The sequence below is a fragment of the Caulobacter sp. FG7 genome (genome assembly GCF_057808875.1).
Genome location: NZ_JBMDIW010000013.1, coordinates 24434 through 49584, shown reverse-complemented (window position 1 = coordinate 49584; position 25151 = coordinate 24434). Strand labels below are relative to the sequence as shown.

26 protein-coding genes are annotated in these 25151 nt (G+C 67.3%); 10 read left to right on the top strand and 16 right to left on the bottom strand.

What is annotated here, in order from left to right:
- Nucleotides 1-9: 9 nt before the first annotated feature.
- The 8 genes from ACODR1_RS12425 to flbT all read right to left on the bottom strand — a co-directional run bounded on the left by ACODR1_RS12425 (nucleotide 10) and on the right by flbT (nucleotide 8051).
- The gene (locus ACODR1_RS12425; protein ID WP_488880728.1) at nucleotides 10-2847 is read right to left on the bottom strand and encodes a hypothetical protein; all 2838 of its coding nucleotides are present in this window, start codon (nucleotides 2845-2847) and stop codon (nucleotides 10-12) included.
- Between the two features lie 90 nt (nucleotides 2848-2937).
- Nucleotides 2938-3492 (bottom strand): UDP-4-amino-4,6-dideoxy-N-acetyl-beta-L-altrosamine N-acetyltransferase, encoded by a 555-nt coding sequence (gene pseH, locus ACODR1_RS12420; protein WP_488880727.1) that lies wholly within the window; start codon nucleotides 3490-3492, stop codon nucleotides 2938-2940.
- Nucleotides 3493-3601: 109 nt separating this feature from the next.
- The gene (locus ACODR1_RS12415; RefSeq protein ID WP_058350297.1) at nucleotides 3602-4438 is read right to left on the bottom strand and encodes a flagellin; all 837 of its coding nucleotides are present in this window, start codon (nucleotides 4436-4438) and stop codon (nucleotides 3602-3604) included.
- A gap of 182 nt (nucleotides 4439-4620) precedes the next feature.
- Nucleotides 4621-4899 carry a hypothetical protein gene (locus tag ACODR1_RS12410; protein ID WP_488880726.1) on the bottom strand — a complete coding sequence of 93 codons (279 nt, stop codon included), beginning with the start codon at nucleotides 4897-4899 and terminating at the stop codon, nucleotides 4621-4623.
- Nucleotides 4900-5073: 174 nt separating this feature from the next.
- Nucleotides 5074-5895 carry a flagellin gene (locus tag ACODR1_RS12405; RefSeq protein WP_488880725.1) on the bottom strand — a complete coding sequence of 274 codons (822 nt, stop codon included), beginning with the start codon at nucleotides 5893-5895 and terminating at the stop codon, nucleotides 5074-5076.
- A 351-nt stretch (nucleotides 5896-6246) separates the two neighbouring features.
- A complete protein-coding gene (locus tag ACODR1_RS12400; protein ID WP_488880724.1) occupies nucleotides 6247-7071 on the bottom strand; it encodes a flagellin in 825 nt (274 codons plus the stop codon).
- A 232-nt stretch (nucleotides 7072-7303) separates the two neighbouring features.
- Nucleotides 7304-7666 (bottom strand): flagellar biosynthesis regulator FlaF, encoded by a 363-nt coding sequence (gene flaF, locus ACODR1_RS12395; protein ID WP_488880723.1) that lies wholly within the window; start codon nucleotides 7664-7666, stop codon nucleotides 7304-7306.
- Entirely contained in the window at nucleotides 7626-8051 is a 426-nt protein-coding gene (gene flbT / locus ACODR1_RS12390; RefSeq protein ID WP_058350349.1) for a flagellar biosynthesis repressor FlbT, read from the bottom strand. Before flbT ends, flaF begins: the two co-directional genes overlap by 41 nt.
- 191 nt (nucleotides 8052-8242) lie before the next feature.
- Between flbT and ACODR1_RS12385 the strand changes: the two genes are divergently transcribed.
- The 5 genes from ACODR1_RS12385 to ACODR1_RS12365 all read left to right on the top strand — a co-directional run bounded on the left by ACODR1_RS12385 (nucleotide 8243) and on the right by ACODR1_RS12365 (nucleotide 12636).
- Nucleotides 8243-10036 carry a flagellar protein FlbA gene (locus ACODR1_RS12385; RefSeq protein WP_488880722.1) on the top strand — a complete coding sequence of 598 codons (1794 nt, stop codon included), beginning with the start codon at nucleotides 8243-8245 and terminating at the stop codon, nucleotides 10034-10036.
- 80 nt (nucleotides 10037-10116) lie between these two features.
- On the top strand, nucleotides 10117-10494 hold the full coding sequence (locus tag ACODR1_RS12380) for a primosomal protein (RefSeq protein WP_488880721.1): 378 nt from the start codon (nucleotides 10117-10119) through the stop codon (nucleotides 10492-10494).
- A gap of 116 nt (nucleotides 10495-10610) precedes the next feature.
- Nucleotides 10611-10769 (top strand): hypothetical protein, encoded by a 159-nt coding sequence (locus ACODR1_RS12375; protein ID WP_488880720.1) that lies wholly within the window; start codon nucleotides 10611-10613, stop codon nucleotides 10767-10769.
- 90 nt (nucleotides 10770-10859) lie between these two features.
- Nucleotides 10860-11726, top strand: a complete 867-nt coding sequence (locus ACODR1_RS12370; RefSeq protein WP_101718931.1) for an AAA family ATPase — start codon at nucleotides 10860-10862, stop codon at nucleotides 11724-11726.
- A 76-nt stretch (nucleotides 11727-11802) separates the two neighbouring features.
- Entirely contained in the window at nucleotides 11803-12636 is an 834-nt protein-coding gene (locus tag ACODR1_RS12365; RefSeq protein WP_488880719.1) for a hypothetical protein, read from the top strand.
- A gap of 158 nt (nucleotides 12637-12794) precedes the next feature.
- On the opposite strand, the gene ACODR1_RS12360 is transcribed toward ACODR1_RS12365, so the two are convergent.
- Nucleotides 12795-13166, bottom strand: a complete 372-nt coding sequence (locus tag ACODR1_RS12360) for a hypothetical protein (protein WP_488880718.1) — start codon at nucleotides 13164-13166, stop codon at nucleotides 12795-12797.
- 48 nt (nucleotides 13167-13214) lie between these two features.
- Nucleotides 13215-14027, bottom strand: coding sequence for a universal stress protein (locus tag ACODR1_RS12355; protein WP_488880717.1), 813 nt, complete (start codon nucleotides 14025-14027; stop codon nucleotides 13215-13217).
- A 195-nt stretch (nucleotides 14028-14222) separates the two neighbouring features.
- On the opposite strand from ACODR1_RS12355, the gene ACODR1_RS12350 reads away from it, so the two are divergent.
- From ACODR1_RS12350 to ACODR1_RS12340, 3 genes are all read left to right on the top strand, one after another.
- Nucleotides 14223-14864 carry a YfbR-like 5'-deoxynucleotidase gene (locus tag ACODR1_RS12350; protein WP_488880716.1) on the top strand — a complete coding sequence of 214 codons (642 nt, stop codon included), beginning with the start codon at nucleotides 14223-14225 and terminating at the stop codon, nucleotides 14862-14864.
- On the top strand, nucleotides 14861-15859 hold the full coding sequence (locus ACODR1_RS12345; RefSeq protein WP_488880715.1) for an NUDIX hydrolase: 999 nt from the start codon (nucleotides 14861-14863) through the stop codon (nucleotides 15857-15859). The genes ACODR1_RS12350 and ACODR1_RS12345 overlap by 4 nt, the downstream gene beginning before the upstream one ends.
- 153 nt (nucleotides 15860-16012) lie before the next feature.
- A complete protein-coding gene (locus ACODR1_RS12340; RefSeq protein WP_488880714.1) occupies nucleotides 16013-16393 on the top strand; it encodes a hypothetical protein in 381 nt (126 codons plus the stop codon).
- 202 nt (nucleotides 16394-16595) lie between these two features.
- Here ACODR1_RS12340 and glyS read toward each other — a convergent pair whose 3' ends face one another.
- The 4 genes from glyS to ACODR1_RS12320 form a co-directional block, all read right to left on the bottom strand.
- A complete protein-coding gene (gene glyS, locus ACODR1_RS12335) occupies nucleotides 16596-18590 on the bottom strand; it encodes a glycine--tRNA ligase subunit beta (RefSeq protein WP_488880713.1) in 1995 nt (664 codons plus the stop codon).
- Between the two features lie 5 nt (nucleotides 18591-18595).
- Nucleotides 18596-19492, bottom strand: coding sequence for a glycine--tRNA ligase subunit alpha (locus tag ACODR1_RS12330; protein ID WP_165256038.1), 897 nt, complete (start codon nucleotides 19490-19492; stop codon nucleotides 18596-18598).
- Nucleotides 19493-19590: 98 nt separating this feature from the next.
- Nucleotides 19591-20616 (bottom strand): fasciclin domain-containing protein, encoded by a 1026-nt coding sequence (locus ACODR1_RS12325; RefSeq protein ID WP_488880712.1) that lies wholly within the window; start codon nucleotides 20614-20616, stop codon nucleotides 19591-19593.
- A gap of 95 nt (nucleotides 20617-20711) precedes the next feature.
- The gene (locus ACODR1_RS12320) at nucleotides 20712-21062 is read right to left on the bottom strand and encodes a DMT family protein (RefSeq protein ID WP_488880711.1); all 351 of its coding nucleotides are present in this window, start codon (nucleotides 21060-21062) and stop codon (nucleotides 20712-20714) included.
- A gap of 317 nt (nucleotides 21063-21379) precedes the next feature.
- Between ACODR1_RS12320 and ACODR1_RS12315 the strand changes: the two genes are divergently transcribed.
- Both ACODR1_RS12315 and ACODR1_RS12310 read left to right on the top strand, forming a co-directional pair.
- On the top strand, nucleotides 21380-21718 hold the full coding sequence (locus ACODR1_RS12315) for a P-II family nitrogen regulator (protein ID WP_035046383.1): 339 nt from the start codon (nucleotides 21380-21382) through the stop codon (nucleotides 21716-21718).
- 28 nt (nucleotides 21719-21746) lie between these two features.
- The gene (locus tag ACODR1_RS12310; RefSeq protein WP_488880710.1) at nucleotides 21747-23276 is read left to right on the top strand and encodes an ammonium transporter; all 1530 of its coding nucleotides are present in this window, start codon (nucleotides 21747-21749) and stop codon (nucleotides 23274-23276) included.
- 199 nt (nucleotides 23277-23475) lie between these two features.
- Here ACODR1_RS12310 and ACODR1_RS12305 read toward each other — a convergent pair whose 3' ends face one another.
- Nucleotides 23476-24120 (bottom strand): peptidylprolyl isomerase, encoded by a 645-nt coding sequence (locus ACODR1_RS12305; protein ID WP_488880709.1) that lies wholly within the window; start codon nucleotides 24118-24120, stop codon nucleotides 23476-23478.
- A gap of 133 nt (nucleotides 24121-24253) precedes the next feature.
- A complete protein-coding gene (locus ACODR1_RS12300) occupies nucleotides 24254-25135 on the bottom strand; it encodes a 4-(cytidine 5'-diphospho)-2-C-methyl-D-erythritol kinase (RefSeq protein WP_488880708.1) in 882 nt (293 codons plus the stop codon).
- Between the last annotated feature and the right edge of the window lie 16 nt (nucleotides 25136-25151).

Genomic DNA, 25151 nt, shown 5'->3' with positions numbered 1-25151 from the left:
TTACAATTGTCAACCGCCGGTCAGGCGGTCGAGCGCAGCCTGGTAGTTGGCGATCTGGTTGGTCAGGTAGGCGGGCGTCGTGCCGGTGGTGTTGCTCTTGGTCGAGGACGTGTCGACCTTCACCCCGTTGGCGATGTCGGCCATCTCGCGATAGGCGTTGCGGATCGCCGCCGTGGCCGACTTCAGGAGGTCGGCGGTCGTGGCCCGCGACTCGGCGTCGGCCAGGCTCATGTCGAGATTGAGCTTGAGGCCGTAGACCGGCCCCTTGCCGTCGGCCGAGACGGTGCGGCCGCTCTCGGTCTTGGTGTTGCGCACCACGCCCGCGGCAAGGCCCAGCGCATCCAGGACGTCGCTGTCGCCCTTGCCCGGCAGGATCTCGACGGTCGAGGTCTTGAAGGCCGGCGTGATGGACAGCTTGCGCATGTTGCCGTCGCTGCTGATCGACACCTTGGCCGCGCTGCCGGAGGCGCGGCGGATCTTGTCGGCCAGGGTTTCGAGCGTGTCGTTGGCGCTGATGGTGATGGTCGTCAGCGGACCGCGCTCGCGCGTACGGATCTGGAAGGTGTCGCCAGGGCGGGCCGAGGTCGCCGAGACGATCTTGTCCGACTGGGTGAAGTTCATCGCCCCGCGCGGCAGGCCAAAGACATCGAGCGCGCTGGAGCCGGAGGCGTCGACCGCGATCGAGGTCGGGGTGGCGTAGCCGTCCTTGCCGGTCAGCCGCTGCTCCCAGGTCGCTGCGCCGGTATCCATGTCGATCTGCGCGACATAGCCGTCCTTGGTGCCGACGGTGGGCAGGCCCGCCAGGTCCTTGCCGGCCGCGCCGACCAGCCAGACCTGGCCGTTCGAGACGGCCATGCCCGTGACCGTGTCGTCGCCGGTCCCGCCGTAGTAGGCCATGGTGTCGTCGGCGGTGTCGGTCAGGTCGAGCGAGATCCGGGCCACGAAGCCGTCCGAACCGCCCGAAGCGGCCGAGGTGACGTTGCCCACCGACAACTCGCCGTTGGTGGTGTAGCCGCCGATATAGAGCTGGCCGTTGTCGATGCTGATGCCGGCGATGTCGCCGCCCTTCAGCGTGCCCAGGTCACGCACCGCACCGACGTTCATGGTGGCGGCCTTGGTGTAGGTGACCGCCTTGGTCTCGTAGATGCCGGCCGAGTTCAGCGAGGTGCGGTTCTCGGTGACCACGGTGGTGGCGACGTCGAAGCTGCGCAGCTTGGCCTGGCTGCCTTCCTTGCTGGCGACGATCACCTTGCCGCCATCGACGACGATGCCCGACACCGTGTCGTTCTCGGCGCTGCCGAAATGGGTGGTGAACAGCGCCTTGGGCGTGCCGGCGATATCGGTGGCGAAGCCGGTCAGATAGTTGTCGTAGCCGCCCTGCGAGGCCGAGCCCGTGGCGCCGGGCAGGTCGGACTTGGTGCGGCCGGCCACGTAGACCACGCCGTCCTCGCCGAAGGCCACGGCCGTGGCCTCGTCCTCCAGCAAGCCGCCGCGGCGGACCGTCCAGGCCTCGTCGCCGTTGGCGTCGTACAGCGAAACGAAGCTGTCGGTGACCGTGCCGTTGCTGTCGGAATTGATCGGGCCGGTGGTCACGCCGTTCAGCGTGCCGGCCACCGAGCCGGCAATGGCCACCTTGCCGTCGTCGGAGACAGCGATCGAATAGCCGGTGGCGGTGTCGGCCGCGCCGAGACTGCGGGCGTAGAGCAGCTTGCCGGCGGAATCGTATTTCAGCAGAGCGACGTCCTGGTCGCCCTTGATCGTCTGGCTTTCGACGCTCTTTTCGACATCGGCCAGCACATAGATCGAGCCGTCGGGGCCGGTGACGGTCTTGTGGACCTTGGCGACCGTGCCTTCCAGCGTGTCGGAGAACACCTTGGCGCCGGCCGTGCCAGCGCTGGAGCCTGTGCCGTACTTGGTCAGGGTGTTCTCGATGACCGCGTCGTCGGTCTTGGTGTCCTTGTCGGGGTCGGGGTTGCCGGCCTCGGTGGTGATGTAGACGGCAGGCTTGGGCGCCGGCGCGGTGAAGTTCAGCTTCTCGATGGAGTCGCCGCGGATACGCAGGGCGAAGTCGTCGCCGGTGGCCGGCAGCTTCACCGTCTGGCCGTTGACCGTGGCGGTCCGCTCCACGCCCGGCGTGCGCTCGACGGCGAAGGTGGTGTTGTAGCCGGCCGCCTGGAGCTTGCTGTTGAAGAAGCTGACCACGTTGGACATCGTCCGCGGCGTCGAGCCCATCTCGGCCAGGTCCATCGTCAGGTTCTGGGTCTCACCGAACTTGGTGACCGACATCGTGAACTTCTGGTCGCCCTTGAAGGCGGGAACCTCGTCGTCCATCTGGCCGCTGTAGAGCGTGTTGGTGACGTAGCCGTAGACGTTCTTGGGCACGCCGACCTTGGACTTGTCCTGGGTCATGGCCGCGCCGGTGGTCAGGCGCATGCCTTCGGTGTTGGCGTTCTGGACGTAGTTGGTGAGCTCCGTCAGCCCCTTGGTCAGCGCCGTCTGCAGGCGCTTGATCTCGCTGTCGGAGACATTCTTCTCGCTGGCGCGATTGGCGATGGCGGTCAGGGTGTTCAGGGCCTGATAGGCCGAGAACAGCTTCTTGTAGTCGCCCTTGATGCCCGGCGCGGCGGCCTCGGCGGCGCCTTCGTCGACGAACTTGCGGCCGTTCAGCGCGGCCTTCACCAGGTCGCTGGGCTCGGTGGTCACCGTCGTCCACGGCGCGGCCGGAATGCCCTGCTTGGCGGTGGAGGTCGAACTCGTCGTGCCCGAAGACAGCGCGGACGCAGCCGTGCCCACACCAAGCTTGGCCTGGTAATAGCTCAGCAGCGAACTGGTGTCGAAAGTGATCACGACCGCTTCCACAGAAGGCGCAATGCGCCACTCATCGCAATCTTCGGTTACGAACGCTGACGTTTCGTTAAGACGTGTGAATAGTTTCGGTCAGGCCGCGATAAGATGGGCGTCGCTCAACGCCCGACGGGCCTCGTCGCGCAGTTCGGCCCACTCCTCGGCCAGGATGCCCAGCAGAACCACGTCGCGCGACTCGCCGTTCTTGAGCACGTGGCCGCGCAGATAGCCTTCGCGGCGGAAGCCCGCCGCCGACTGCGCCTTCAGCGCCGCGTCATTGTCGGCCATCACCTCGGCGAACACCTTGTGCAGGCCGAGTTCGCCGAACGCGCGGTCGAGGCCGAGAACCTGGGCCGCCCGCCCTACCCCGCGACGACGCGCGTCGGCCGCGCCGACGAACCAGTTCCAGCCCGCGCGGCGGTGATGCGATTGAAGGCCCGTCAGGGTCAGCAGACCGGCCGGCGCGCCGGCGCGCGTGATCATCCAGCCGCGCATATCGGGATCCTTGCGCAGGCCGTCGAACCAGGCGGCGTGCGCCTCGCGGCTGGGAAACGCCGCGTCCGACATCCAGCGGTCGACCTCGGGCTCGGCGCGCCACTGGAACAGCACCGCCTCGTCCTCGTCCTTCAAGTCCCGCAGTTCGATCATGCGAAGCGAATCCTCTTGCGCTGCGGGAGACAGAGTAACCACGCAAGAAACGCCGGCCTAGGAAAAGACCGGCGTTTGATGTGACAATTACGTAGCGGCAGGCCCCGCGTCAGCCGTTGCCGAACAACGACAGGATGATCTGCGGGGCGCCGTTGGCGATCGACAGCGCCTGGGCGCCCAGCTGCTGCTTCACCTGCAGGGCCTGCAGGCGGGCGCTTTCCTTGGCCATGTCCGCGTCGACGAGGTTGCCCACGCCCGTTTCCAGCACGTCCGACAGCTTGGAGACGAAGGTGTTGTGGGCGTCGATCTGCTTGGCCTGCGAGCCGATCGAGCCGACCGCCTGATTGACCGTGGCGATGGTGGCGTCCAGGCGGGCCAGTACGGCGGTGGCCTGGGTCAGGGTGGCGATGCTGTCGCCGGCCAGAAGGCTGTTCTTCGGGCTGCCCAGCGACAGGGTCTGCAGGTTCAGCGAGATGACCGTCTGGGCGTCGGCGTCGGCCAGGAAGGTGATGGCGTTGGTCTGGCTGCCGTCGAGGATGTTGGCGCCGTCGAAGGTGGCGCTGTCGACCACCTGGGTCAGGTTGCTGAGCAGACCCTGGAAGTCGGCGTTGAGGGCGGTGCGGGCCTGGGTCGACAGCGAGCTGTCCTTGGCGGCGACCACCTTCTCGCGCATCAGGTTGAGCAGGTCGGAGACCGACTCGCCGGCCGTCAGAGCGACGTCGGCGATCGAGGTGGCGCGGTCCAGGCTCATCTTGACCGAGGCCAGGGCCGAGCGGTCGGCCTGCTGGTCCTGGGCGATCGACCAGACGGCGGCGTTGTCCTTGGCGCTGGAGATCGCAAGGCCGGTGTTGATGCGGGTCTGCACGCCCTGCATCTCGTCATTGGTCTTGTTCAGGTTCTGCAGGGCGATCAGCGCAGGCTGATTGGTGTTCACGCTCAGCGTCATCACGATCTCCGAACGGCGTTCTCGCCGACTTACGAGGAGCTCGGTGCGCGATTCGACGCCCGAGCGGATCGGCCGTGAACTTGCCGCCCGGGGAGTAAGAATATGGTTAACGCTTATAAACCATGTTGCGCCTGCGACGTCGCGCCGCAAGCGTGCAGGCAAACCGTGACGCGCGAAGGCCCCTAGGTCAGGCCGTCGTAGATCGCGCCGGGGCCGTAGGAGGCCGCCTCCTTGAAGCGCAGCACGTCCTCGCGGGGATACTGCTTCAGGGTCTCGCCCGTCCGCCGATCCACCGTCTTGTAGACGTACACGCCGCTGTCGGTGTCCTGCTCGATCACGAGACGCAGGTCACCAGGCTGCGGGCCGTCGTCGACGACCTTCTGCTCGGCGGGCTTGCGGACCTCGGCCTTGCCGGTTCCGGAAACGACTTCGCCGTCCGAGGCCTTGCCCGGGACGGTCATTGGAACGATCTGGTTTTGCGCGGGCAGCTCTTGAACCGGAGCCGGCAGCGCGGCCTTGTTTTCCATCTCTCCTAATCACCGCCGTTTAGCGGCGGCGCCTTCTTGCTCCCCTCCCCGGCCTGAGGCCGCGAGAAAGGCGGGGGCGACCCGTGAGGATCGCCCCCTGCTCGTCCCTTATCGGAACAGGCTCAGGACCGTGCCGGTCGACTGGTTGGCGATCGAGAGCGCCTGGATGCCCAGCTGCTGCTTGGTTTGCAGGGCTTGGAGCTTGGCGCTTTCCTTGGCCAGGTCGGCGTCGACCAGGTTGCCCACACCGGCGTCGAGGCTGTCTTGCAGCTTGCCGACGAAGTTCAGGTGGGTGTCCAGGCCGGTCGAGCTGGTGCCCAGCGAAGCCAGCTTGTTGGTCGTCGTCTGCAGAGCCGTGTCGATGGTGGTGATCATCGTCTTGGCCGCGGCGGCGGTCGTGAAGGTGGTCGTGGTGCTCAGGCCGATGCCGGTCAGCGACAGGGTCTTGGCGTTCACGGTGATGGCCGTGCCGTCCGAGTTGGCCAGGAAGCTGAGCTTCGTGGTCTTGCCGTCGATGATGCTGGCGCCGTTGAACTTGGCGTTCGAGACAGCCTTGGTGATCTGGTCGCGCAGCGACGTGAAGTCAGCCTGCAGCGCCTTGAACGAAGCCGTGTTCAGCGAGGTGTCGGAAGCGGCCAGGGCCTTTTCCTTCATCTTGCCGAGCAGGTCGGTGACCGTATCGCCAGCCGCCAGCGCGACGTCGATGGTGGACTGACCGCGTTGCAGCGAGTCCTTCACGGCGTTGAGCGAGGAAGCGGTGGCCGACTGGTTCTTGGCGGTGGCCCAGATCGCGCCGTTGTCCTTGGACGAGCCGATCTTCTTGCCGGTGTTGATGCGTTGTTGCGTAACGCTGAGCTCGCTGTTGGTCGAGTTCAGGTTTTGCAGGGCGATCATCGCGCCCGAGTTCGTGTTGATGCTGTTCAGCGCCATAACGAATATGTTCCTATTTCAGGTTGTCCGACGTCATTTTGACTGCCGGGAGCGTTTTGCTCGCTGAACTAGGAAGCAACTACCGGGCCAATCCTGCCCACTCCCCGAAAAATTCTAAGCCATTGAAATTACAACGTTATAGGTTCGTTTAGGATACCGCGAACCGGCAATTTCTGCCGAGCATCACACCCATCCGGCAAATATTGCCGGGCAGGTTTCAGCAGATGCGACCGAATTGCCCACCCGCAAACCGACCATCGATCGGCGAAAATCAGACCCCGGAACAAAAGAAAACGCCGGGCGACCTTTCGATCGCCCGGCGCTTGATCGCCAGGTTCGGCGCTTCTTCGATCAGCCGCGGAAGAGCGACATGATCGATTGGGGCGCCTGGTTGGCGATGGACAGTGCCTGCACGCCCAGTTGCTGCTTGGTTTGCAGCGACTGCAGCTTGGCGCTTTCCTTGGCCATGTCCGCATCGACCAGGTTGCCGACACCGGCGTCGAGGCTGTCCTGCAGCTTGCCCATGAAGGTCAAGTGCATGTCCAGGCCCACCGAGTTGGTGCCGAGCGAGGCCAGCTTGTTGGTCGCAGTCTGCAGAGCCGTATCGATCGTGGCGATCATGGTCTTTGCAGCGGCGGCCGTCGTGAAGGTCGTCGTCGTCGACAGACCGATGCCCGTGAGGGACAGGGTCCGCGAGGTGACGGTGAACGCCGCGCCAGTTTCGTTCGCCAGGAACGCGAGCTTGGTGGTCGAACCGTCCACCACGCTGGCGCCGTTGAACTTGGCGTTGGTCACGGCCTTGGTGATCTGGTCGCGCAGCGACGTGAAGTCGGCCTGCAGCGCTTTGAACGAGGCGGTGTTGAGCGAGGTGTCGGAAGCGGCCAGGGCCTTTTCCTTCATCTTGCCGAGCAGGTCGGTGACCGTGTCGCCGGCCGCCAACGCAACGTCGATGGTCGACTGACCGCGCTGGAGCGAGTCCTTCACGGCATTCAACGAGCTCGAGGTCGCGCTCTGCATCTCCGCCATCGACCAGATCGCGCCGTTATCCTTGGCGTTCGCGATCTTCTTGCCGGTGTTGATGCGTTGCTGGGTGGTGGTCAGCTCCGAGTTGGTGGCGTTCAGGTTTTGCAGCGCGATCATCGCGCCGGCATTGGTGTTGATGGAGTTGGCGATCATAGGAACCTACCGTTTTGGTGGAGAGCCCCGGCATTTTGCCGGTCGGGCGTTTTGCCCGCGGGAACCATCGCAAACGGCGGGCCAGTTCAGACCAAATCGCAATCCACTGAAATAAAACGGAAATTTCGAAGCTTGGGCCGGAAACGAAACCGCCCGGCGAATGCAACATTCGCCGGGCGGCAGGTTTTTCCGAAGAGAGGCGGCAATCGGCGCCGAGCCAGGCCTTAGCGGATCAGGCCGCCTCGGCGCGGCCGGCCAGCCCCTGCATGATCATGCGGTTGATCTCGATCAGCGGCTCGAAGTCTTCTTCCTTGCGCATGACCAGGCTCGAGTGACGCCCCACCCAGATGCTCAGCGAGATGATGCTCGCGCGCAGCTCCTTGGACATGGTGTTCTCGGGCAACGCGCAATCGGTCGCCAGCGCCGACCAGACGCGGCGGTTCCAGTCCAGCGCGTGGATGCGCGTCTGGATGTCGTTCACGTCGGCCTGGGAAGCCTCCATGAGGGCGCGCGTCACCTGTCCGAACAGGCGATACTCGACCTCACGCGGATTCTCAGTCCTGGTCGCCGCCTGCTGGTAGGCCCGAAGAGACATTCCCCAACCTCTTGTCTTCGTAATCGATCAACTTACGGCTCAGCATGAGCGCCTTGTAGTATTCGCGGGCCATGACGTGCTTGGAGATCGCGATGCAATCGGCCAGCACTTCCGGGTTCCGCACCACGCCCATGAACTCGGTCAGGCGCATGGCGAACTCGTCGTAGTATTTCTCCGCCCCGCTCTCTTCCAGGTACATCATCATGACCGGGAAGTAGATGTGACGCGATGGCGTGGTCACCTGGTCGGGCTGCATGATGTCCTTTTCACGCAGCACCGAGGCCTTGTTCTGCAGGACCAGCACCCCACGACGATCGCCGTTCTGGACGACCGCCCCGTTGAGCACGAATTTCTCGCCGGGCTTCAGCGACAGCTTCAAAGGCACTTCTAGCCGTTCCTTTCCATCGCTGCGCCCGTCCGCCTCGATGGCGGTTCGCCGGTATGGCGTTCGACCGGAACCTAGAGGGCAGCGGGTTAACGCCCTATTGCCGGCCGCGCGACCGTAAGTCGCAGCTTAGGACACAATTAAGCATACTCGCCCAGAGGATGAAGCCACCCAATCGCCAAGGTGTACGCATGTCCCGCAATCTCGGCTCCGGAATCTCGGCCGCCGCCCTCGCAACCGCCCAGGAGGCGGCCGGTCAAGGGGTCCTTCCGGGCCTGCGCGCGTCCCAGCTGGGCGATTCCGCCTCCGCCGATTCGATCGCCCGCCTCAATCGCGAGGCCACGGCGATCCAGGATCCGGCCACCATCAAGCTGCTGAACAAGGCGATCATCGCCGTGCAGCGCGGCGAGTACGTCCTGGCCGAGAAGACCGCTCTCAAGGCGCTGAAGAAGAACGAGCGCGCCGGGCCGGCCTGGCACGTCCTGGCCGTGGCGCGCGAGAAGACGGGCGACTTCGCTTCCTCGATGCACTGCTACGAAGCGGCGCTGAAGCTGCTGCCCGACGAATCCGCCGTGGCCGGCGACCTTGGCCGCCTGGCCTTCCGCATGGAAATGCCGGAAATCGCCGCCAAGCTGTTCATGCACTGCCTGAACGCCAACCCCGCCAGCCTGGAAGCGACCAACAATCTGGCCTGCGCCCTGCGCGACCTGAACCAGGAATCGGCGGCGATCGACATCCTCAAGCCCGCCATCCAGGCCAACCCCACCCAGCCGGTGCTCTGGAACACCCTGGGCACGGTGATGTGCAGCCTGGGCGAAGGCCGCACCGCCGTGACCTTCTTCGACGAGGCGCTGCGCCTGGCGCCGCTGTTCGGCAAGGGCCTGCACAACCGCGCCTTCGCCCGCCTCGACCTGGGCGACGTCGAAGGCGCCCTGGCCGACTGCGACGCCGGCATCCAGGTCGCCGATTCCTCGGAAGACCTGGCGGCCATGAGCTTCGCGCGCTCGACCATCCTGCTGGCGCTGGGACGCGTGACCGAAGGCTGGGCCGCCTATAGCGCGCGCCTGTCGACCGAGCTGGCCGGCGTTCCCAACTACCAGTTCCCGGTCAAGCGCTGGACGCCCGACCAGGGCTTCGCCGGCAAGCGCATCCTGGTCGTGGCCGAACAGGGCCTGGGCGACGAAGTGATGTTCGCCAACACCCTGCCCGACGTCGCGGAGGCCGTGGGCCCGGACGGCGGCCTGTCGATCCTGGTCGAGCGCCGCCTCGTGCCACTGTTCGAGCGCAGCTATCCGCAGGCGAACGTCGCCGTTCACCGCACCGTCTCTTACCAGGGCCACATCTACCGCGACGCGCCGTTCATCGAGGACTGGTCGGGCATCGACTGCTGGGTCCCCATGGGCTCGCTGCTGGAGACCCTGCGCCCCTCGGTCGAGGCCTTCCCCGAGCGCGAGCGTTTCCTGACTCCCGATCCCGAACGCGTCGCCCACTGGAAGAAGGTGCTGGAGGACGCCCCGCCCGGACCCAAGGTCGGCCTGCTGTGGAAGAGCCTGAAGCTGAACGCCGAGCGCGCCCGCCTGTTCTCGCCGTTCGAGCTGTGGGAACCGGTGCTGAAGACGCCGGGCATGTCGTTCATCAATCTCCAGTACGGCGACTGCGACGAGGAGATCGCCTACGCCCGCGACCAGCTGGGCGTCGAGATCTGGACCCCGCCGGGCATCGACCTGAAGCAGGATCTGGACGACGTGGCCGCCCTCTCCTGCGCGCTGGACCTGGTCATCGGCTTCTCCAACGCCACCATCAACCTGGCCGGCGCCTGCGGCGCGCCGATCTGGATGCTGACCGGCGCAGCCTCGTGGACGCGCCTGGGTTCGGACCATTCGCCCTGGTATCCGCAGTGCCGCTGCTTCATCGCGCCGGACTACGACGACTGGCGGCCGATCATGGCCGACGTCGCCGGCGCCCTGGCCGATTTCGCGAAGTAGTCGGCCAGGAACATCGGGCGCGGAGGCGGGTTTGATTCCCTGAACGGGCGGCGATCGTCGCCCCATCAGGGAGACCCGCCATGCCGCCGGAAACCGACTACGACCCGCAGGATGTCGCCGAGGTCCTGGACGAGACCAACCTGACCGACGACGGCCAGGACATCGCCAATTTCGACGAGATCGACGACGTCTACGACGTCACCCAGGCGGACGACGACGCCGCCGAGGACGAAGACGACGACATCATCGACGAGTCCGAGCTCGACGACATCGATGACGAACTCGAAGCCGGCCGCGACGACGAGGGCCTCAACGTCGAGCGCGAACCTCTGGATCCCGTGGGCGGCGGCCTGTCGGACGAGGACCTGATCTCCTCCGACGACGAAGAGCCGTCCGACTACGAGTCGACGCGCCTGGCCGAAGACGACATCGAGGCCCTCGGCTACGAGCGTCGCTAGATCACGATCGTCAAAGCCGCGCCCGATCCGTTCTATCCGCCGCTCGCCCGCGCCAATAGTTGCGCCACAAGTCCCGTGGCGTCAGGCTGTCGAGCGGCCCGACAAGGAGATCACGCATGTCCGACCCGAAGCCCGAAAAGCATCCCGAAACCGACGCCGACCAGCCGGAATACCTGGAAGACCAGCTGGAGGAAGGCCTGGAGGACAGCTTCCCGGCCAGCGATCCGCCGTCGGTGGCCCGTCGCCATCGCCAGCCCCCGCAGAACCCGTCTTGATCGCGCGGCGCGGCTCTGTAGGTTAGCCCTGAAGATTTGAACACTTGTTCGAGGCGCGCTCCATCCGGGGCCGCCGTCCAGGGACACTGCATGAGCTCGCGCTTCGAAGGCACCGCCGACTACGTCGCCACCGAGGACCTCAAGGTCGCCGTCAACGCGGCCGTGGCCCTGGAACGCCCCCTGCTGATCAAGGGCGAGCCGGGCACCGGCAAGACGGTGCTGGCCTACGAGGTCGCCAAGGCGATGAACGCCCCGCTGCTGACCTGGCACATCAAGTCCACGACCAAGGCCCAGCAGGGTCTCTACGAGTACGACGCCGTCACCCGCCTGCGCGACAGCCAGCTGGGCGACGAGCGCGTCAAGGACGTCAAGAACTACATCAAGAAGGGCAAGCTCTGGGAGGCGTTCGAATCGCCCGTCCGTCCCGTGCTGCTGATCGACGAGATCGACAAGGCCGACATCGAGTTCCCGAACGACCTCCTGCAGGAGCTCGATCGCATGGAGTTCTTCGTCTACGAGACCGGCGAGACCATCAAGGCCCAGGTGCGGCCGGTGATGATCATCACTTCCAACAACGAAAAGGAACTGCCGGACGCCTTCCTGCGCCGCTGCTTCTTCCACTACATCCGCTTCCCCGAGGAGCAGACGATGCAGGCCATCGTCGACGTGCACTTCCCGGGCATCAAGCAGAAGCTGGTCGCCGAGGCGCTGCGCATCTTCTACGACATGCGCAAGGTGCCGGGCCTGAAGAAGAAGCCCTCGACCTCGGAGCTGCTGGACTGGCTCAAGCTGCTGCTGGTCGAGGATATCGACGAGACCGTGCTGCGCGAGAAGGATCCGACCAAGCTGATCCCGCCGCTGCACGGCGCCCTGCTCAAGAACGAGCAGGACGTCCACCTGTTCGAGCGTCTGGCCTTCCTGGCCCGTCGCGAAGGCAGCGCCCGCCCAGGCCAATAGTCCCGTTACCGCAATTTCATTGGACGCCGGTCGCCGAGCCGCACACCTTCGCGCCGAACGTGAAGGATATCCCCCGATGCGCCTCATCCTGGTCCTGGCCGCCGGCGCCGCCGCCCTCGCCGCCTGCTCGCCGCCCGCCTCGGTGAAGACCGAGCGGCACGAGCGCGTGATCCACAAGCGCGAGCCGCTGCGCGCCATCGAGCGGCTGGACTGCCCCGACCGTCAGGGCCGGCTGACCCGCGTCAGCATCGCGCCGGACGGCAAGTCGTGCGGCTACGCCGGCGACAACGCCGAGGTGACCCTGCGCCTGGTGGCCCTGCAGGGCGACGACGCCGAGGCGGCGCTGAACCCGATCGAGACCGACCTCAAGGCCCTGATGCCGCACCTGAAGGCCCCAGCCGCCCCAGGCGCGCCGAAAGGCAAGGAAACCGCGCAGATCAGGCTGCCCGGCGTCAGCATCGACGCCCGCGACGAAGGGGCCAACATCCGCATCGGCGGCATGACCATCAACGCCGACGACGGCGAAGCCCAGGTCCGCATCACCAAGAACGTCACCAGCAAGGACGGCGAGCGCACCACCTCGGTCGAGGAGCGCAAGGACGGCGGCCGCGAGAGCCGCACCGTCCGCGTCAGCAGCTCCGACGACAAGGACGGCGAGGTCGATATCCGCGCCGACGACCACGGCGCGGTCGTTCGCCACCGCCAGAAGGCGAACGACGGCGTGCGCGCCACCCTCGTCCTGGCCAGCGACAAGGCCCCCGGCGGCTATCACCTGGCCGGCTACGAGGCCCGCGGCCCCAAGGGCGGCCCCCTGGCCGTGGCCATCGTCAAGGCCAAGGACCGCAACTCCGAAGACGGCGACCTCTTCAAGGACATGAAGGCCCTGGTGCGCCACAACGTGGGTGGTTGAGGCCTTGAGATGCTCCCCCTGAAGGGGGAGCTGTCGGCGAAGCCGGCTGAGGGGGAAGAGATTGATGGTGCAGCAGATGCACCGACCTCGTCAGGGACTTCCCCCTCCGGCCCTCCGGGCCACCTCCCCCTTCAGGGGGAGGATCTCCGTCTCAATCCTCAGATCGGCGTGACTTCCATCACCTTGTACGTCAGCGGCCGGCCGTCCTCGTCGGTGACGGTGACGTACTCGCCGACGGCGAAGCGGTGCTGGCCCAGGCGGTGGACGGGCTCGTCGTCGATCTGGTCGTCCTCGTCATAGTCGAAGAACCAGCGCTCGCCGCGCCGGGCCAGACGGCCGTCGGCGGGGTCCTCGTCGGGAGCGAAGCGGCGCACCGCGCAGTCCTTCCTCGCCTTGGCGTACTGGGCCTCGTCCAGGTGACCGTCGGCCGTCAGCGGCGCGGTCAGGGCGTAGCCGCGATGATCGTCGCCGCCGGCGAATTCGGTGCCCGGGTTGCGGGCCAGACGCATGACGATGCGCGATAGGGACATGGACTGCCTCCTTCTTCTTGATTGAAACGGGCTTCTTGATTGAAACGGTCAGTGCGACAGGAAGAGCGACGGGCCGTCGGCGTTCAGCAGGCTGCGCGTCGTGCCGCCGAAGATGAACTCCTGCAGTCGCGGGTGGCCGAAGGCGCCGGCGACCAGGAAATCGGCGCCTTCCGCCCTCGCCGCCTCGAGCAGCAGCTTGGCCGCGTCGTGCGATCCTTCCAGCACGCGCACCTGGGCCGTAACCCCCCGGGCGGCCAGGAAGTCCACCATCCGGGCCAGTTCGAAGCTGCGCGACGACGCCGCCGGCGCGCCGGCCACCACCACCCGCGAAGCCTTCTGCAGCAGCGGCAGCGCAGTGCGCAGAGCGCGGCTGGCTTCCTTGCCGCCGTCCCAGGCCACCAGCGCCGTCCCGCCCACCTTCAGCCCCTCGCGGGCCACGACCACGGGCCGCTGCTCGTCGGCGATCATCTGCTGGAACGCCTCGGCCAGCGGGCCCTTGCCCCGCGCGGCGGCGCTGTCGAACACGATGACGTCCGACAGGCGGCACTCCATGGCCAGGCCCGCCCAGACGGGCGATTCCAGCGTCACCACCCGCGACTTCGCATAGCCGACGGCCCCAACCATGGTCTCGACGGCGTGGGCGCCCTCGACGGCGGCCTCCTTCAGGCTCTCCAGGGCCGTGACCTGCACGCCGCCCATGAAGCCCTCGCCCATCCACGGCATCAGGTCGGCCACGTCGGCCGGGGCGTGGACGGCGGCCAGTTCGGCGTCGAAGGCCCCCGCCAGCACGGCGGCGGCCCGCAGCACGCCCTCGTCAGGCTTGGCTCCCGCCAGCGGCGCCATGATCCTTGCCCAGCTCATGATCCATCCTCCTTGTCCTGACGCGTGACGGTCGTCGAAACCGGTATTCACCTTCGCCGGCCTCCACTTTCGATCGTCACGCTCCTCGGTACGCATTTCCAACAAACGCATTTCCACAGGCGTCGGGCCGGGCCATCATTGATCTTCATCAAGCGATGCGGCACTCAAACCACCTTCACCATAAGGAACGATCTCGTGGCCAAAGGGCTGCATAAGAGCCCTCCGAGGGCGTGGCAGCGGATGCTGTCGGGACGCCGGCTGGACCTGCTGGACCCCTCGCCCATGGATATCGAGATCGAGGACATCGCCCACGGCCTGGCGCGCGTGGCCCGCTGGAACGGCCAGACCATCGGCGAGCACGGCTTCTCGGTGGCCCAGCACAGCCTGGTGGTCGAGGAGATCGCCGCCCACATCAAGCCCGACCTGGAGCCGCGCTGGCGCCTGGCTGCTCTGCTGCACGACGCCTCCGAATACGTGATCGGCGACATGATCAGCCCGTTCAAGGCGGCGCTGGGCGTGTCGTACAAGGACTTCGAGGCCCGGCTGGAAGACGCCATTCACATCCGCTTCGGCCTGCCGGTGAAGACCCCGGCCCCGATCAAGAAGCTGATCAAGCAGGCCGACCGCGCCTGCGCCTTCTTCGAGGCCACCCAGCTGGCCGGCTTCGAGCACGGCGAATCCCTGTCGATCTTCGGCGCGCCGCCGGCCGGCTACGACCTGAAGATCACGCCCCTGCCCCCGTTCGAGGCCCAAGCCCGCTACGTCCAGCGCTTCCACGTGCTGTCCAAGGCGGCCGGCTACGAGTCGGCCCCGGGCGAAGCCTTCGAGACCGAATGACGGCTCCGTCCGCAGCCTCTTCCGGCATCGTCATCGGACTGTCGGCCGTGGTCGTGGCTGTGCGCGACGGCGAGGTCGTGGTGCTGACCGTGCGTCCGCACGACGCGATCACCGACATCGCCTCGCCCCTGCCGGGCCTGCCGTTCGGCCCCTTCGACCCCGAGGGCCACCGCACCTTCGAGCTGGCCCTGCGCGCCTTCGTCACCGAGCAGACGCGGTTCCAATTGGGCTATGTCGAACAGCTCTACACATTCGGCGACAAGGGCCGCGACGCCCCCCGAGCCGAGGTCGGCGCCGGCGCGGCGCGCGTGGTTTCGATCGGCTATCTGGGCCTGACGCCCAAGGCCACCGACACGCAAGCCCCCGACACCGCCTGGGCGCCCTGGACCCGGTTCTTCCCCTGGGAAGACTGGCGCGCCGGTCGCCCGGCCCTGCTGGACGAAGCCATCGCCCCGGCCCTGCGCCGCTGGGCCGGCGACGACGCCGACCGCCTGTCGCGCGCCCGCCTGGCCTTCGCTCTGGACGGCGCCCCCTGGAACGAGGAGCGGGTGCTCGAGCGCTACGAGCTGCTCTACGAGGCCGGCCTCGCGCCCGAAGCCGCCCGCGACCGCGCTCGCGCCGACGGCCACGACCCGGCCGAACCCGTCGCCCTGTCGGCCGCTCTGGGCGAGCCGATGATCTCCGACCACCGGCGGATCCTGGCCACGGGCCTTTCGCGCCTGCGCGGCAAGATCAAGTACCGCCCCGTGGCCTTCGAACTGATGCCGGCCGAGTTCACGCTGTCGGCCCTCCAGCGCACCGTGGAAGCCATCGCCGGCGTGCCGCTGCACAAGCAGAACTTCCGCCGCGTGGTCGAGCGCGAGGACCTGGTCGAGGGCCTGGGCCGCCTCGACAGCGAAACTGGGGGACGCCCGGCCGAGCTATTCCGCTTCCGGCGGGAGATTTTGGGCGCCCGCCAGGCCGGCGGGCTGTCGCTGCCGCTGCTGCGGGACTGAAAATCCTTGCGTGATCCTCGCCCTTCGACGGGCTCAGGGTGAGGATCAGGGCAAACGCCGGAGCCCGACTTGAAACCTCACCCTGAGCTTGTCGAAGGGCGAGGTTTCCTCCCGTTAGTTGACGCTCGCCGCAACCTGCGGCCGACTGCGGCCATGAAACTCGACAAGCCCGTCGTAACCGGCGCCATCGCCGCCGTGGTCCTACTCGCCGTCGGCGGCGGCCTGATGGCCTACGTGCTGCGCGACACCCAGGCCGAAGAAGCCCAGGACAGCGCCGACGACCAACTGGCGATCGCCGGCGCCAAGATCGCCGTGCAGAACCGCTTTCCCGAGGCGACCTTGGTCAATTTCGGCAAGGTCTTCACCCACCAGGACGGCGAGGTCGTCTCGGTCTGCGGCGATGTCGACGTCCAGCAGCCGCAGGACAGCTTCGACGGCCCCGAACGCTTCGTCTGGTCCGACGGCGCGCTGGTGGTCGAGGAGGCCGACGGCACGGACGCCGTCAACGCCAAGTGGGCGGATGTGTGCGAGTAGAAGATGCTCCCCCTGAAGGGGGAGCTGTCGCGAAGCGACTGAGGGGGAAGTTCCTGCGACCCCGGCAAATGCCGCGGCGGCTGAAAACGTCCCCCCTCCGGCCCTCTGGGCAACCTCCCCCAGAGGGGGAGGATCTTAAGCGCCAAGATGCTCCCCCTCTGGGGGAGCTGTCGCGGGGCGACTGAGGGGGGCGCGAAGCGCCCTACCCCGCCACCAGACCAAAGTCCGCCACCAGACCCATCGCCGCGCGGACGGCGGCCAGGGTCTTGAGGCGGTTGTCGCGGTGCTCGGGGTCGTTGACGAACACGCCGTCGAGATAGGCGTCCACCGGACCGCGCAGTTCGGCCAGCTGGGCCATGGCGCCGGTGAAGTCTTCCTTGGCCAGGGCGTCCTTCAGCGGGCGGTCCAGCAGGCGCAGGGCCTGGTACAGCCCAACCTCGGCGGCGCTGTCGGCGGCCGGCTCCTCGGCCTGGCCTTCCGGCAGCGGGCCCTTCTTCTCCTCGGCCTTGAGGATGTTGGAGGCGCGCTTGTAGCCGGCCAGCAGGTTCTTGCCGTCGTCGGTCTTCAGGAAACCGTCCAGGGCCTCGACCCGCGCGACGATGCGCGCCAGGTCGTCGTCGCCCAGGGCGAACACGGCGTCCACGAGGTCGTGGCGCTTGCCCTGGTCCTTCAGGGTCACCTTCAGGCGGTCGGCGAAGAAGGCCAGCAGGTCGTCCTTGCCGAACTTGGCCAGCGGCAGGCGCAGGCCATTGTCGAGGATGATCCGGATCACGCCCAGCGCCGCGCGACGCAGCGCATAGGGGTCCTTGCTGCCCGTCGGCTTCTCATCGATGGCGAAGAACCCGACCAGAGTGTCGAGCTTGTCGGCCAGGGCCACGGCCACGCTGACCGGCGCGGTCGGAACCGCATCGGACGGGCCTTGCGGCTTGTAGTGGCCTTCGATCGCAGCGGCGACCTCGGCGTCGAGGCCGAAGTGGCGGGCGTAGTAGCCGCCCATGATCCCCTGGAGCTCGGGGAACTCGCCGACCATCTGCGAGGTCAGGTCGGCCTTGGCCAGGCGCGCGGCCTCCTTGGCTTTCTCGACATCGGCGCCGACCAGCGGCGCGATCTCGCCGGCCAGGGCGACGATGCGATCGACGCGCTGCTTCATCGTGCCGAGCTTGGCGTGGAAGGTCACGCCGTCCAGCTTGGCCAGCCACGGCTCGAAGCCGGTCTTGACGTCTTCGTCCCAGAAGAAGCGGGCGTCGGCCAGGCGCGACGACAGCACCTTGGCGTTGCCGGCGGCGATCACCTTGCCGCCGTCCTTGGCCTCGATATTGGCCACGGTGATGAAGTGCGGCGCCAGACCCGCCTCGCCCGGCTTGCGCACGGCGAAATACTTCTGGTGGGTGCGCATCGAGGTGCGGATCACCTCGGGCGGCAGGTCGAGGAACGACGGGTCCATGTCGCCCAGCACCGGCGTCGGCCATTCGGCGAGGCCCGCGACTTCCTCGAGCAGGCCGATGTCCTCGACCAGTTCCAGGTGACGGGCGAAGCACAGGGTCTTGCAGCCCTCGAGGATACGCTCCTTGCGCTCCTCGACGTCGAGCACGACGAAGTGGGCCTCGAGACCCGCGACATACTCGTCGAAGTCCTTGGCGACGAAGGGCTTGGCGTCGCCCATGAAGCGGTGGCCTTCAGTGACGTCGCCGCTGGCGATGCCATCGATCGAGAACGGCACGACCTCACGGTCGAGCACGCACAGGATGCGCTTGAGCGGACGCACCCAGCGCAGCTTGCCCGTGCCCCAGGTCATCGATTTCGGCCAGGCGAAGCCGCGGACGATGGCTTCCACCATCTCGGCGACGATCTCGGCGGTCGGGCGGCCCTTCTTCTCGACGAAGGCCATCCAGACGCCGTTCTGCTCGACCAGTTGGTCCTGGGTCAGGCCGGCCTTGCGCAGGAAGCCGTCCATGGCCTGCTGCGGGGCGCCGACGCGCGGGCCCTTCAGTTCTTCCTTGCGGTCGGCCTGGGCCAGCGGCAGGCCTTCGGCCACCAGGGTCAGGCGGCGCGGGCCGGCGAAGGTCTTGAGGGCCTCGGGCAGGAAGCCGGCGGCGGCCAGGTGTTCACGCGCCATGCGTTCCAGGTCCTTGGCGGCCTGGCCCTGCATGCGGGCGGGGATCTCTTCGGAGAACAGTTCGAGAAGCAGTTGGGGCATAGGCGTTACGCGGCTTCCTGCAGCTCGACCCACTTCTGGGCGCACATCTTACAAAGGTCGCGGATGCGGCCGATGTAGGAGGCGCGCTCGGCGACGGCGATCGCGCCGCGGGCGTTCATCAGGTTGAAGAGGTGGCTGGCCTTGAGGACCATGTCGTAGGCGGGCAGGACGAGCGTCTCGTTCTTGTACGAGCGGGCCAGCATCAGCGGCACCTGCTCTTCCATCTGCTCGAACTGCTGCTTGAGCACCGCCACGTCATAGCCGTGGAAGTTGGCTTCCGACTGCTGGCGCTCATTGGCCAGGAAGACGTCGCCATAGGTCAGCGCGCCCAGCGGCGAGTCGGGATCGTTGAACGGAAGATCGTAGACGTTGTCGACGCCGAACACGTACATGGCCAGGCGTTCCAGGCCGTAGGTCAGCTCGCCCGCAACCGGGTTCACGTCCAGGCCGCCCACCTGCTGGAAGTAGGTGTATTGGCTGACTTCCATGCCGTCGCACCAGACTTCCCAGCCCAGGCCCCAGGCGCCGACGGTGGGGTTTTCCCAGTCGTCCTCGACGAAGCGGATGTCGTGGGTGCGCAGATCGAGGCCGATGGCCTCCAGCGAGCCCAGGTACAGGTCCTGCATGTCGGCCGGGTTCGGCTTCAGGATCACCTGGTACTGGTAATAGTGCTGCAGGCGGTTGGGGTTCTCGCCATAGCGACCGTCGCCCGGGCGGCGCGAGGGCTGGACATAGGCCGCGTTCCACGGCTTGGGGCCGAGCGCGCGCAGCACGGTGGCCGGGTGCAACGTCCCCGCCCCCACTTCCACGTCGTGCGGCTGCAGGATCACGCAGCCCTTTTCGCTCCAGTAGTTGTGGAGCGTCAGGATGAGGCTTTGAAACGATTTGGGGGCGGCGGGCATGACGTCCGAACAGGGGCCTGAAAAAGTCGGCGGACCATAGGGCCCGCCGACTGTCGCTTCAAGCGAAGTGGACGTCGTTTATTACTTCGCCTTCGTACTTAGTTGCCCTTGGCGCTCGAACGCTTGCCGGCGTTCGACATCGGCGCGCCGTAGGCCTTGCGGTTCTCGGGCGTGTCGGCGACCGGCGGGTTGGAGACGACGTTGGCGTCGCCGGCCTTGAGGGTCGCCTGCTGGTCCGGGCTCATCGACGAGGCCGGCAGCGTGGCCGAGGCCGGCGAGGCCGTGCCGGTGTCGGCGGCCGGCGCCGTCGTGGCGGCGGTCGGGTCAGCCGGCGCCGGCGAGGTCGTCGGATTCATCGCCTGGTCGGCCGGGGCGTCGGTCGCCGAGGGCGTGGTCGCCTGGTCCGGGGCCGGAGCCGCGGCGGGCGCGGCCTGGGCGGCGACGTCGGCGCCGGCGTCAGTGGCCGCCATCGCGTCGCTGTTGGTCGTGGCCGAGGCCATGCTGGTGGCGGCGTCATCGGTGGCGGCCGCCGCGGCCTGGATCGGAACGTCCTTGGGGATCAGCACCTTGTCGACCACGTGCAGCACGCCGTTGGTGGCCATGACGTCGGCCTGCACGATGTTGGCGCCGTCGACCATGGGACTGGCGCCGCTGCCGTCCAGCGTCACCGACGAGCCCTCGACCGTCTTCACCTCGCCCTTGGCGCCGGTGATCTTGGTCGAGTCCACCTTGGTGTTGATCACGTGGTAGGTCAGCACCTTCTGCAGCTGGGCGGCGTTGGCCGGCTGCATCAGGCGATCGAGCTCGCCGGCCGGCAGGGCCGCGAAGGCCGCGTCGGTGGGGGCGAACACCGTCAGGTTCGGATTGCTCTTCAGCACGCTGGTCAGGTTGGTGGCGTCCAGGGCCTTGAGGAAGGTCGTGAACTGGCCCGACGCCTGGGCCGTGGCGATCAGGTCGCCGTTCGGGGTGACCTTGGCGGCCGGGGTCGCCGGAGCCGAGGTCGCGGCGGGCGGCGCGGCCGCCGGCGGCTGGGCCGGCGCCGCAGGATCAGCGGTCTGGGCGATGGCGACGCCGGAGAGCAGCGCCATGGCCGCCGCGGCGGAGAGGAAGCGCGTCACATACATGGCCTGGTCCTTTCGCTTGAAACTCAGGCCGGCTTTACGCTCCAGATTGCGACTCCGTTGCAGACGATCACGGGCTCGTGATCCAGACTTCGCCGTTACTTGAAAAAGAACACCAGCGCAGCTCCGGCGAAAATCAGCACGAAGCCCAGCATCGTGGTCCAGCGAATGGCCTCTCCCAGATAGAAATACGAGAACAACGTGAAGACGATCAGCGTGATTGCTTCTTGGCCGGTCTTAAGCTGGGCCGTGGAATATACGCTGTGGCCGATGCGGTTGGCGGGCACCGCCAGCATGTATTCGGGAAGCGCGATCAGCCAACTGCTGAGGATGGCCACGGGCAGCGCCAGCGGCTTGCCCTTCAGGTGGCCGTACCAGGCGTAGGTCATGAACACGTTCGAGCAGATCAGCAGCCCCCAGGGGGCGATCTTGGCCCACAGGGGCGTCATCGGAGAATCCTTCGGAACGGCGGAAGAGCGGTCATTGTAGACGTTGCGCGACGCCCCGCGCCACGGCGGCGCTGGACGACGCATTTGCCGCAGAAGCGCGCAAACTGAGCGACCGATGATACTTTTTCAGGCGCCTCGCCCCTTTCCTTTCCAATTGCCTACCGCGCGACCCCGCTCAAGGAACCGTGGCCGATAGCGTGCGAGCGCCGGGGAAACGACGCGGCCGCATCCGGCGGCGTCGCGGTGATCGAGTGAGCAAATCCGCTCTAGCCATCAACAAAGGGGGGTCCGCTCCAAAGCGGACCGGAGCAAGCCGGATGAAACTGATCATAGCGGTCGTCAAACCCTTCAAGCTGGACGAGGTCCGCGAGGCGCTGGTCGCCGCCGGCGTCGAAGGCCTGACGGTGTCGGAAGTGAAGGGTTACGGCCGCCAGAAAGGCCAGACCGAGATCTATCGCGGCGCGGAGTACCAAGTGAACTTCGTGCCCAAAGTGAAGCTGGAAGCCGTGGTGGACGATGCGTCCGCGGCCAAGGCGGTCGAAGCGGTCAAGGCCGCCGCGGCCACGGGCAAGATCGGCGACGGCAAGATCTTCGTCCTCAATGTCGAAGAAGCCGTGCGCATCCGGACGGGCGAAACCGGCCCGGCCGCTCTGTAACGATCGTCGGGGAAAGGGGATACCAACGATGAAATTGACCTTTAAGCCGCTGGCCGGGCTGATGCTCGCCGCGACGCTCGCGGGGGCGCCGCTCGGCGCGACCGCCTTCGCCCAGGAGGCCGCTCCGGCCGCCGCCGCCGCGCCCGCCGAGGCTGCGCCGGCGCCTGCCGCCGCCGCTCCGGCCGCTGCTCCGGCCGCCGCCGCCGCTCCGACCATCGTCGACAAGCAGGACAAGGGCGACAACGCCTGGATGCTGACCTCGGCGCTGCTGGTCCTGCTGATGATCCTGCCGGGCTTGGCCCTGTTCTACGGCGGCCTGGTCCGCTCCAAGAACATGCTGTCGGTCATGATGCAGGTCTCGACCGTCGCCCTGATCGGCTTCGTCGCCTGGTTCCTGTGGGGCTACAGCTTCGCCTTCACCGACGGCGGCGCCTGGGACAGCTGGGTCGGGGGCCTTGGCCGCCTGTTCCTGAAGGACGTGACGCCGTCGACCACGGTCGCCACCTTCTCGACCGGCGTCGTGATCCCGGAACTGACCTTCATCGCCTTCCAGTCGACCTTCGCCGCCATCACCGCGGCCCTCGTGGTCGGCTCGCTGGTCGAGCGCATGAAGTTCTCGGCCATCGTCGCCTTCGCCGTGCTGTGGCCGCTGCTGTCGTACTATCCGATGGCGCACATGGTCTGGTGGTGGCCGGGCCCGAACGCCATCGCCCTCGATCCGGAAGCCACGGTCAAGGCCGGTAAGATCTGGAGCTTCGGCGCCCTCGACTTCGCCGGCGGCACCGTGGTCCACATCAACGCCGGTATCGCCGCCCTGGTCGGCGCCCTGATCCTCGGCAAGCGCCAAGGCTACGGCAAGGAGCCCATGCCCCCGCACTCGCTGACCCTGACCCTGGTGGGCGCTGGCCTGCTGTGGGTGGGCTGGTTCGGCTTCAACGCCGGTTCGAACCTGGAATCGAACGCCTACGCCTCGCTGGCCATGGTCAACACCTTCGCCGCCACCGCCGCCGCTGGTCTGTCGTGGATCATCGTCGAGTGGATCACGCGCAAGAAGCCGTCGGCCCTGGGCCTGGCTTCGGGCATCGTGGCCGGTCTCGTGGCCATCACCCCGGCCGCCGGCTTCTCGGGCCCGATGGGCGCGATCATCCTCGGCCTCGTGGTCTCGCCGATCTGCATCATCTTCTGCTCGGCCGTGAAGAACGCCCTGAAGTACGACGACAGCCTGGACGCCTTCGGCATCCACGGCGTCGGCGGCATCGTCGGCGCCATCGGCACCGGCCTGGTCGTCAACCCCGCCTGGGGCGGCGCCGGCGTCGTCGACTACATGTCCTGCGCCAAGGACGGCGACATCTCGACCTGCGACACGGCTGTCTACAACCTGGGCACCCAGGTCCTGGCCCAACTGCAGGGCGTCGGCCTGACCATCATCTGGTCGGGCATCGCCTCGGCCATCGTCTTCTTCGTCATCAAGCTGGTGATCGGTCTGCGCGCCTCGCCGGACGCCGAAGAAGAAGGCCTGGACATCTCCGAACACGGGGAACGCGCCTACCACAGCTGAGCCTTCGGGCTCCGCTGAAGGCGGTCCAAAAGAAGGGCGCGGAAGCTTCGGCCTCCGCGCCCTTTTTCTTTGCCCGGTCGTTGAGACCGGCTTGTGATCCTCGTCCTTCGACAAGCTCAGGATGAGGATCAGTTCAACGCCGAGTCCGACCTGAAAACCCCTTCCTGAGCTTGTCGAAGGATGAGGTTTTCACTCCCTGCTACGGAACCCGCCTGGCCGAGATGATCTTCAGCGGCGGATCGATGATCTGGCCGGTCATCACCGGATTGATCGCCTTGCCCGGCGTGGGCAGGGCCAGGATCTTCTGGGCGACCTCCATGCCCTCGACGACTGTGCCGAAGGCCGCGAAGCCCTGGTTGTCGCCCGAGGCGGCGGGATTGGCGTCCAGGCCCGGCGCGTCGCCGATCAGGATGAAGAAGTCCGAGGTCGCCGTGCCCGGCGCGTTGCGGGCGATCGAGACCGTCCCCGACACATGCTTGAGCCCCGTCCTGGTCGTCGGCTCGTGGGCGATCGGCGGCAGCACGCGCTTGGGGTCTCCCTGCACCCCGCCCTGGATAAGGCCGTACTCCGGAGCGCCCGGCGCCCGCGAGGCCCGGAAGAAGGTCGCGCCGTCATAGCGCTTCTGGTCCACGTAACGCAGGAAGTTGGCCGTGGTGATCGGCGCTTCCTTGGTGTGCAGCTCGATGACGATCCGGCCCAGCGGCGTCTCGACGGCCACGCGGGTCGGCGGCTTGGGGGCGGGCTGGGACGGCGCGGCGGGCTGAGGCGCGGGCGCTGCTTCCTGAGCGTGCGCCGAAGTGGCGGCGGCCGCGGCTGCGGCGGCGAGGAACAGGCGGCGGTCCATGCGGAAACTCCCTAAGCTTGAAGGATCTTGGCCCGAAAACCCCACTCTTCGACAAGCTCAGGGTGAGGTTTTCTACTGAATGGTCCTTGTTCCTCATCCTGAGCTTGTCGAAGGACGAGGAGCACGCACGGCCTCAGAACGCACCGCCCAACCGGCACCGCTTCACCCACCAGTCGGGCCGCATGGTCTCGATGCGCTCGGCCAAGCCCTCGGCCTCGATGTCGCTCGCACAGAGCGCGAAACAGGTCGCGCCCGAGCCCGACATCCGCGCCAGCAGCGCCTCGGGCTCGCCGGCCAGCAGGTCCAGCACCTCGCCGATGCGCGGCTCCAGGGCCACGGCGGGAGCCTGCAGGTCGTTGCGCGTCATGGCCGCCAGCCAGGCGCAGACTTCCTCGACGCTTTCGAAGGCCTCGGGCGCGGGCGGCGGGGCCTCGCCGCGCGGATCGACGGCGGCGTCATAGGCGCGATAGACCGCGCCGGTCGGCGACGGGACCAGCGGATTGACCAGCACCGCATGCAGTTCCGGCAGCACGGGCGCCGGCGACAGCCGCTCTCCCCTGCCCTGCGCCAGCACCGGCGCGCCCCACAGGCACGGCACGCCATCGGCGCCCAGCGCGCCGGCCACGGCCTCCAGTTCGGCGTCGGACAGGTCGTAGCCCAGCGCCTCGCGCAGCAGCCGCAGGGCCGCGCCGGCGTCGCTGGAGCCGCCGCCCAGGCCGGCCGCGATCGGCAGCGCCTTGTCGAGGATCAGCCGCACCGGCGGCGCGGGACCGCCGACGGCCGCATGCAGACCCTTGGCGGCGCGGACGACCAGGTTGCTCTCGTCGACGGGGATGTCCCGCCCGAAGCGGCCCGTGGCCTCGAACACCGGCGCATCTGCCGGCTGGATCGAGACGGTGTCGCCGACATCGGCGAAGACCATCAGGCTCGACAGCGGATGATAGCCCTCGGCGTCGGGACCGCCGACGTGCAGGAACAGATTGACCTTGGCCGGGGCGAAGGCTGAACGGCGCATCGAGAATTACCTGGAA